This is a genomic window from uncultured Veillonella sp. (assembly GCF_963534045.1).
Taxonomy (GTDB): domain Bacteria; phylum Bacillota; class Negativicutes; order Veillonellales; family Veillonellaceae; genus Veillonella.
In genome coordinates this window covers 1-7,969 of the sequence record NZ_CAUSQT010000052.1, presented here as the reverse complement: position 1 = coordinate 7,969, position 7,969 = coordinate 1, and the positions used below count along the sequence as shown (strand labels likewise).

The 7,969-nt window shown below is 39.8% G+C and carries 9 protein-coding genes; all 9 read right to left on the bottom strand.

The window, feature by feature from the left end; translation table 11 throughout:
• Positions 1-768 (bottom strand): 3'-5' exonuclease (locus RYP29_RS07595; protein WP_311532905.1); only part of this gene is annotated, 768 nt, incomplete at its 3' end.
• Positions 769-771: 3 nt separating this feature from the next.
• Positions 772-1,809 carry a glycosyltransferase family 9 protein gene (locus RYP29_RS07590; protein WP_156931905.1) on the bottom strand — a complete coding sequence of 346 codons (1,038 nt, stop codon included), beginning with the start codon at positions 1,807-1,809 and terminating at the stop codon, positions 772-774.
• Positions 1,809-2,828, bottom strand: a complete 1,020-nt coding sequence (locus RYP29_RS07585; RefSeq protein ID WP_156931152.1) for a glycosyltransferase family 9 protein — start codon at positions 2,826-2,828, stop codon at positions 1,809-1,811. The genes RYP29_RS07590 and RYP29_RS07585 overlap by 1 nt, the downstream gene beginning before the upstream one ends.
• 51 nt (positions 2,829-2,879) lie before the next feature.
• Positions 2,880-3,380 carry a D-glycero-beta-D-manno-heptose 1,7-bisphosphate 7-phosphatase gene (locus tag RYP29_RS07580; protein ID WP_156931151.1) on the bottom strand — a complete coding sequence of 167 codons (501 nt, stop codon included), beginning with the start codon at positions 3,378-3,380 and terminating at the stop codon, positions 2,880-2,882.
• Between the two features lie 52 nt (positions 3,381-3,432).
• The gene (rfaD, locus tag RYP29_RS07575; RefSeq protein WP_156931150.1) at positions 3,433-4,398 is read right to left on the bottom strand and encodes an ADP-glyceromanno-heptose 6-epimerase; all 966 of its coding nucleotides are present in this window, start codon (positions 4,396-4,398) and stop codon (positions 3,433-3,435) included.
• The gene (gene rfaE2, locus RYP29_RS07570; protein ID WP_156931149.1) at positions 4,395-5,873 is read right to left on the bottom strand and encodes a D-glycero-beta-D-manno-heptose 1-phosphate adenylyltransferase; all 1,479 of its coding nucleotides are present in this window, start codon (positions 5,871-5,873) and stop codon (positions 4,395-4,397) included. Before rfaE2 ends, rfaD begins: the two co-directional genes overlap by 4 nt.
• A 42-nt stretch (positions 5,874-5,915) precedes the next feature.
• On the bottom strand, positions 5,916-6,485 hold the full coding sequence (gene gmhA / locus RYP29_RS07565) for a D-sedoheptulose 7-phosphate isomerase (protein ID WP_005381034.1): 570 nt from the start codon (positions 6,483-6,485) through the stop codon (positions 5,916-5,918).
• Positions 6,485-7,411 carry a dipeptidase gene (locus RYP29_RS07560; protein ID WP_005383878.1) on the bottom strand — a complete coding sequence of 309 codons (927 nt, stop codon included), beginning with the start codon at positions 7,409-7,411 and terminating at the stop codon, positions 6,485-6,487. Before RYP29_RS07560 ends, gmhA begins: the two co-directional genes overlap by 1 nt.
• Before the next feature lie 9 nt (positions 7,412-7,420).
• The gene (gene nrdR / locus RYP29_RS07555) at positions 7,421-7,894 is read right to left on the bottom strand and encodes a transcriptional regulator NrdR (RefSeq protein WP_005379058.1); all 474 of its coding nucleotides are present in this window, start codon (positions 7,892-7,894) and stop codon (positions 7,421-7,423) included.
• Between the last annotated feature and the right edge of the window lie 75 nt (positions 7,895-7,969).

The following is a 7,969-nucleotide window of genomic DNA, read 5'->3' as shown; positions in this document are numbered from 1 at the left end:
GCCTATAGATAAATGCTTATCTCCTTGTATCCGCTCAGGACGTGTCGTTTCCAACCGACTTTGGCAATAGGGACAAAAGGATAATCGCACTCGTCTATCATATACGATACGTTTCTTTTCTTGAAAGTTATCGTACATAAAGAAGGTCAAACCCGGTGGATATAAAAATGGATTTGGCGCCTCTTTCCGTATGGAATCATAATGCAATAATGCTGTTGGCAAATCTAGTTTTTGGCAGATATGTGCCGTAAATATAGCATCGTGAAGTGCATTATGAGCGGATAATTCTTCAGATGATATATGTAAATCCTCCATCGCATGAGCTACAGAGTACTGTTGTGTCGTGCCATATCGTTGATAGCTGTATATCATCTGTGCATCGGCCCAAGAATCATAGTCGATACTCTTTAATTTATGGAGCAATAAATTTTCTCGCAATATAAGAATATCGTCGGCGCCCCAAGACAGGAGCATATAATCCTTGCCACACCATTGTTGAAAATGACTATAGGCCGCCCTAAATGGGACACCGCGGTTCAAATCTTGATTCGTTATCCCTGTAAGGGCCTTCACATGCTTATGCATATGTGGTAAATATTTAGGTTTTACATACATTGTGAACGAATCCACAATCTCTAAACTCTCATTGAGCTTAATAGCTCCGATTTGAATGATTTCACCGGTCAACGGCATACGCGCTCGCTTCATAAAGCTAATGTCGTTGCTATATGGTTGATTCCATTCTAAATCAAAAATAATATAATCCATAACTTACGATTCCTGCAGTAATGTTTCAGCTGCCTTAATCACTTGTTCTTCGGTAATAACAGAAATACCTTTATACTTGCCTTCTTTGATAACCTGTTTCATACTTTTACCAATTTCATAATGGTCCATCGATTCAAGTACGATAGATTTTGCTTGATACGGACCATAGAAAAATGGATTTGACGGTCCGTAAAGCGCCACGATAGGAACCCCCTGACTAATGGCTACATGCATAGGTCCAGAATCATTTGTAATGAGCAAGTCACACCATTTCATAGCCGCTGCTAAAGGGCCTAATTTGAAAGCACCTGTGGCCACAATTGGTGATGTTTTCATCTGTTCTACAACAGGTTTCACCATGTCTAAATCCATGGGGCCACCAAAGAATACAGTTTTATAACCTTTGTTGCCAAAATAATCAGCTACATCGGCAAAGCGTTCTGCAGGCCATCGTTTTTCAGGCACTGCACTGCCGATATTAAAACCAATAATCTTATCGCGAGGCATAACGCCTTGGCTTTCATAAAAACGGAATACCTCATCATTCCATTCCTTACATGTCTCGATATGTAATCCGTGATTAGCTACGTCAGTGACGCCTAATTGTTCTAATACGTTTATATACATATCGGCGGCGTGACGTGTCTTGCGATCAAGACGAGTATATTTCGTCATAAATGGTCTAAATAAAAAATGGCTCATCCCCGTCGTCACCTTACCGTGTATTTTCCACGCTAAGTATGATGTACGTTCATTAGGATGCAGGTTAATAACAATATCAGGTCTCCCTTGGTCGTTAATGCAACGAGCGATTTCATTCAACCCTTTAATGCTATTATGACGTCCTTTTTTATCGACTGTAATCAAATCATCGATATAAGGATTGTATTTCATTACATCTTGTAACTTTTCATCAATCACATAGGTGATATGACTATGAGGTGCTGCTTTACGCAACACCTCTAGAAATGGAGTCGTTAACACAACATCGCCTAAATGCATGAGAAAGGTTACGACAATGCGTTTGTAATCAAGTTCCATCATAAATCCTTTCTCAACATTTCAGAATATACATCCCACACCGCATCTACTGGAATTTGAGCCATGCAATCTGGATCATCTACCAGTGGCTGTTCTGGAGTAGCCTTAGATGTAGGAGAAATAATAAGATGCACATGACTGCCCCCATACGGACCAGTTCTATGTGGCGATGTAGTGCCAAATAACGCAATTAATGGTTTCTTTAACGCATTGGCAATATGCAAAGGCCCTGTATCAGCGCTGATGAAAATATGACAATGACGAATCAACTCGATTAACTCAGCCATGGTCGTTTGACCAACTAAATTAATGAGATTATCGCTCTTCACATAGTTTTCTATAAATTGACCTTTTTCACTATCATCAGGCGAACCTGCAATGACCACCTTTTTACCACTTTCACAAAGGCGAATACATAATTCACCAAAATTTAATAACGGCCATTCCTTAACAATCCATCGCGCACCAGGTACAACGACAACATAATCATCGGTTACACCTAGTTCAGACAGCCGGTTGCGAATCTTCCCTTCTGCTGCATGGTCATGAGGCATTGGAAATTCCACGCCATCCACTTCGCCACCTAAGGCACGTACCGTATCGAGATAGCGCTCAATAACGTGATCATATTTATGAGCTCCTACTAGAGCTTTATTAACTAATTGACTGCCCTCGCGAAGTTCCCAATAGCCATATTTCTCAGGAGAACCCGATAGTAGAGATACAATGGCACTTTTGGCGATACATTGTAGATCTAAGGTCATATCGAAATGACGACTATGTAGTTCTTTACGAAGATTCCATAAATAAGACGGCGATTTTAATTGTTTCTTATCGATGACAATTACTTCGTCCACCCAAGGGGTACCTGGCAAGAGGCTCGCAAATTGTTCATGTATGGCCCAGGTAATTTTTGCGTGCGGCAAATTTTGGCGCAATGCATATAATGTTGGCAATGCGTGAATGACATCACCTAAGGAACTCATCTTTATGACGAGTATATTGGAATAGTCCTTCATAATAACCCCTCTATGAACGAAGAATACACATACATGTAATTCATCCAAAAATCAATGCTTTAAAATCTTTTTCATGAAATCTAATAGATTGGATTCTGTAAACAGATATCCCTTTACTCCTGCAGCCTCAGCAGCATCTACATCGCGTTGGCTATCACCGATGAGAAAGCTATGTTCTACATCTACATCAAAATCCTTGATAGCTTGTAAAAGCATACCCGGTTTTGGTTTACGACAGTTGCAATCTACGGCATAACGTTCTACAGAGCCTTCCTTGTGATGTGGGCAATAGTAGAAATGTAAGATAGGTGCTCCAGCTTTAAATAGTTCATTTCCCATATAATCATGCAGAATTTGCACATCAGTTTCCTTATAGTAACCTCGTGCCACACCACTTTGATTTGTTACGACTATAAGTTCATAACCAGAATCATGGGCTAATTTCAATGCTTCTTTTGCACCATCAACCCACTGTAGATCCGCTATCTTATAGAGATAGGAAACATCCTTGTTGATAACCCCATCTCTATCGAGGAATAACACCTTTTTCATACTGCATCCTTTACAATTATCTAAAGAATTAATATTAATCTGTCATAACAGATTAACGCAAATATCCTTCGTTATTATCTAATAATTCACAATATTCTTTTACGGCATCAGCTAATGGTGTAAAGCCTTTATCATAGCCAGCAGCCATCAATTTAGTTGTGTCTGCTTCAGTAAAGCTTTGGTATTTACCAATCAACACTTCTGGGAACGGAATGTATTCAATGCGACCTTTACCATTATAGTCAATAACAGCTTGCATGAATTCATTGAAGCTATGTGCGTGACCTGTACCGCAGTTGAATGTACCAGAAATTTCAGGATGTTCCCAGAAATAGAAGTTTACATTTACCACGTCTTTGACATAGATGAAATCACGTGTTTGACCACCATTTTCATAGCCATCTGTGCCTTCAAACAAATCGATAACGCCTGTTTCTTGGTTCTTATAGAACATTTGGCGTACAAGAGATGCCATTTTATCCTTATGTGCTTCATTAGGACCAAATACATTGAAATAACGCAAACCTACCACTTGTGCTGTATATTCGCCTTCAAATTTGCGTACATAGCGGTCAAATAATAGCTTAGAATATGCATACGGATTTAAAGCTTCTTCTGCTTCTGGCTTTTCAACAAAGCCATTTGTACCATTGCCATACGTAGATGCAGAGGATGCATAGATAAATGGAATAGCACGATCTTGGCAATAGTGGAATAGATTTTTGGAACCTTCGTAGTTGTTCTTCATCATATATTTGCCATTGTATTCCATCGTATCTGCACATGCACCTTCATGGAAAATGACTTCAATAGGACCTACATTGAATGTGCCGTCTGCAATGGCAGCATCAAAATCATCACAGTCAATGTAATCTAAATAATCTAAATTTTGGAGATTGCGAATTTTACGACCATCTGTTAAATCATCAACGATTAGAATATCATTGCGACCGCGTTCGTTTAAGGCTTTCACAATATTACTACCAATAAAACCGGCACCACCAGTTACAATAATCATAATTTCCCCTCCTTAGCCATCGTGGCTATTTTCTTTACGATATCCGATGTAGAGTATCCTTCTTTAAATGAAAGTACCTCTACTTCATCTACAGATTCTCTACCAACGATATCCTCTTTTTTATAATCGCCGCCCTTAACAAGAATATTAGGGCGTAAGTACGCTAATAATTCGGCAGGTGTATCCTCCTCAAAAAGGACAACACCATCTACACATTGTAAGGCGCTTAATAAGGCTGCTCTATCCTCTTCGGATACGATAGGTCTTGTTTCACCCTTTAAACGTCTAACAGACGCATCAGAGTTAAGTCCAATAATGAGGTGAGCCCCAAGTTGTGCCGCCTCTTGTAAATACGTAATGTGCCCTCGATGCAGAATATCAAAGCAACCATTTGTAAATACGACGGTTTCGCCCATGCTTTGCCATTTATCGATTAGCGCCTTCATTTCTTCTTTTGTATATAATGGGCTAGATGTTGTCAATTGTCGTACAGAGCGCCATAACTCAATCAACTCTTGGCGATGGATTGGATATGTTCCCACCTTAGATACGACGATACCAGCAGCGCCATTAGCGATATGTAGGGCTAAACGCATGGATAAACCACTGGCTAAGCATGAAATCATCATAGCTACGACCGTATCACCAGCGCCACTCACATCGAATACATCCTGTTGTGTTGCTGGATTATGCCAAGTTCTACCATCCTTAGCCACAACGGTAATCCCCTTTGCGGAACGAGTGCCGATAATATATTTAATATTAACCTTATTAAGTACTTCCTTAGCCGCCTCAATAACTGAAGCATCATCATTCGGAATCACACGACCTAAGGATTCACCCAATTCTTTTACATTCGGTGTAATACATGTAGCACCATCATATTTGGACCAATCAGCACCCTTAGGATCTACGATGGTCTGTACTTGATAAGTGTTCGCCAACTTGAATACATGTTGCAACAATGTCGGTGTGCATACGCCTTTTCCATAATCGGATATGACGATGCCTTGTAATCCACGTTGACAAAGTTCTTCTAGCCAAATGATTAATTGTTCTTCTTCAGCAGCTGTAATAGGTGTAATCGTTTCAAAATCGAGGCGCATCATTTGTTGACGGTCACCTAAAATACGCATTTTAGTAATCGTAGACCGACTTTCATCATGGATGAGACCGGAAGTATCAATATGATCAGCGGCCAATAAGTTATCGAGCACTCTACCATGGTCATCGATACCAGCTACGGCCCCTAAATAGACATGGCAATCGAGATTGGCTAAGTTAGACGCTACGTTACCTGCCCCGCCAAGCACTTCTTTCACAGAGGATACGCGATTGACCGGCACAGGAGCCTCTGGTGAAATACGGCTCACATCGCCAAATACATAACGATCCACCATAACATCACCGATAACTGCAATGTTTAGGTTCGGTAATGAATTTGTCAAAAACTCATTCACTGTTTTTGTAATCATAGGTCCCCTTTCAAGAAATCTGTGATTTCTTCCCTATCTCGATTAATAATCTTCTTCAATAAGTTCGCAAATGATATGACCAGCTAAAATGTGCATTTCTTGAATACGCGCCGTAACAGTACTTGGAATAGCTAGTGTAAGATCGCATAATTCTGCCAATTTACCGCCACCTTCACCGGTGAAAGCAATCGTGTGCATACCTGTATTTCGTGCCATTTCCACAGCTTTCACAACATTTTTTGAATTACCCGATGTGGAAATACCGATAAGTACATCCCCAGAACGGCCTAAGCCTTCAACTTGACGCGCAAACACTGCATCATAGTCATAATCATTGGCAACAGCTGTCAAAATAGATGTATCTGTAGTAAGCGCAATGGATGCAAGAGAGCGGCGTTCTTTTTTAAAACGTCCAATAAGTTCTGCTGCAAGATGTTGAGAATCCGCAGCGGAACCACCATTACCACAGAATAAAATTTTATTGCCACTATTCAAAGCCACAATACAGCGGTTAGCAATTTCTTGAATAACATCCATCTGATCCATTGTTTTACTAAACACATCAAGATGGTCTGTAAATCGATCCGCAATGATTGGATTTATATCTGTCATTATAAAATCTCCTTTAGTAGGCGATCCGCGTTTTTCCAAAATAGTTTTTCCGTTTGTTCTTCTGAAAGCCCGGCGCCTCTAAATGCATCATACAAACGATGCATATCTGAAATATCCTCAATTTCTGTATTTGGCTTGATACCATCAAAATCAGTGCCTAGAGCGATTACATCTTCACCGCCCTTATTGATGATATACAATCCGTGCTTCACAATATCATCGATGCGACTGATGGGTGAAGTCCCTAAGAAGGATTGAGCAAAGTTCAAACCAATAACGCCACCCTTTTCGCCAATTAGACGAATCAAGTGGTCCGGCAAATTACGACGATGGGCTGTCACTTCTCGCGCATTAGAATGAGATGCAATAAAAGGCACATCAAGAATATCGCCTAATTGTTCTGTTCCCCCATCATTAAGATGAGAACAATCAACAATCATACCTAATTCTTGCATCCGTTCTACAAATGCAATGCCTGTTTTAGTCAATTTCTTATGAGAATCTCCAGTATTAGGTTCCCCCAATTCATTAGGATAGTTCCAGGTCAATGTAATAAGTCGAACACCATCAGCGTAAGCCTTGTCTAACTTAGCTAAATCGCCTCCCAGAACGCCCCCCTCTTCAATGGATAATAAAGCAGCTACTTTATGATTTTCATAACACGCTGTAATATCATCATAAGAACGCACATGACTGATATAGTCGCTATATTTTTGTATCTGACTATCGAACAATTGGCGCATAGATTCATATCTACCATACGAATCGTCTTGTTCTTCTAAGTCTACAAATAATGCAAAATCCTGCAATCGACTATGCCCTTTGATAAGGCGCTCAATATCAATTTTCCAGTTATTAGAAAATAAATCACCATCATGAGGGTGGTCGATTAATTGCATTATCGTATCACAATGTAAATCAATCATATATTCACGCTATTTCTTTGCTTTTTTAGCATCTAATTTTTTTAATGCTTTAAGTTCAGCCATAAAGCTGTCAATATTATCAAACTTACGATATACAGAAGCAAAACGTACATAGGCAACTTGGTCGATATCTTTTAGCTGTTGTAATACAAGTTCACCAATACGATCTGTAGAAATCTCTTGATTTACTTCATTGCGAATGTCTCGCTCTACATTATTGACCACTTCTTCCATAACGGACATAGGCACTGTTCGTTTGTCACAAGAACGTAACAAGCCATTTAACAATTTACCACGGTCAAATAATTCACGGCGACCATTCTTCTTTGCTACCATGAGTGGTACTTCTTCGATGATTTCATAAGTAGTAAAGCGGCGTCCACAATTAATACACTCCCGACGACGACGGATACTATTTCCTTCATCTGTCGTTCTTGAGTCTGTTACCTTCGTGTCTGTATGTTGGCAATAAGGACATCTCATTAGCTAATACTCCTTTTCTAATCAGTCAGTAATCATGAAAAAGGCACAATACGCCTATTTTCTTATACCTTATAT

Bases quoted from the DNA above. Each gene is read 5' to 3' on its own strand.
- rfaE2 (WP_156931149.1), bottom strand. From the start codon at position 5,873: ATGATTACAAAAACAGTGAATGAGTTTTTGACAAATTCATTACCGAAC.
- RYP29_RS07580 (WP_156931151.1), bottom strand. From the start codon at position 3,380: ATGAAAAAGGTGTTATTCCTCGATAGAGATGGGGTTATCAACAAGGAT.
- nrdR (WP_005379058.1), bottom strand. From the start codon at position 7,894: ATGAGATGTCCTTATTGCCAACATACAGACACGAAGGTAACAGACTCA.
- rfaD (WP_156931150.1), bottom strand. From the start codon at position 4,398: ATGATTATTGTAACTGGTGGTGCCGGTTTTATTGGTAGTAATATTGTG.
- RYP29_RS07585 (WP_156931152.1), bottom strand. From the start codon at position 2,828: ATGAAGGACTATTCCAATATACTCGTCATAAAGATGAGTTCCTTAGGT.
- gmhA (WP_005381034.1), bottom strand. From the start codon at position 6,485: ATGACAGATATAAATCCAATCATTGCGGATCGATTTACAGACCATCTT.
- RYP29_RS07560 (WP_005383878.1), bottom strand. From the start codon at position 7,411: ATGATTGATTTACATTGTGATACGATAATGCAATTAATCGACCACCCT.
- RYP29_RS07590 (WP_156931905.1), bottom strand. From the start codon at position 1,809: ATGGAACTTGATTACAAACGCATTGTCGTAACCTTTCTCATGCATTTA.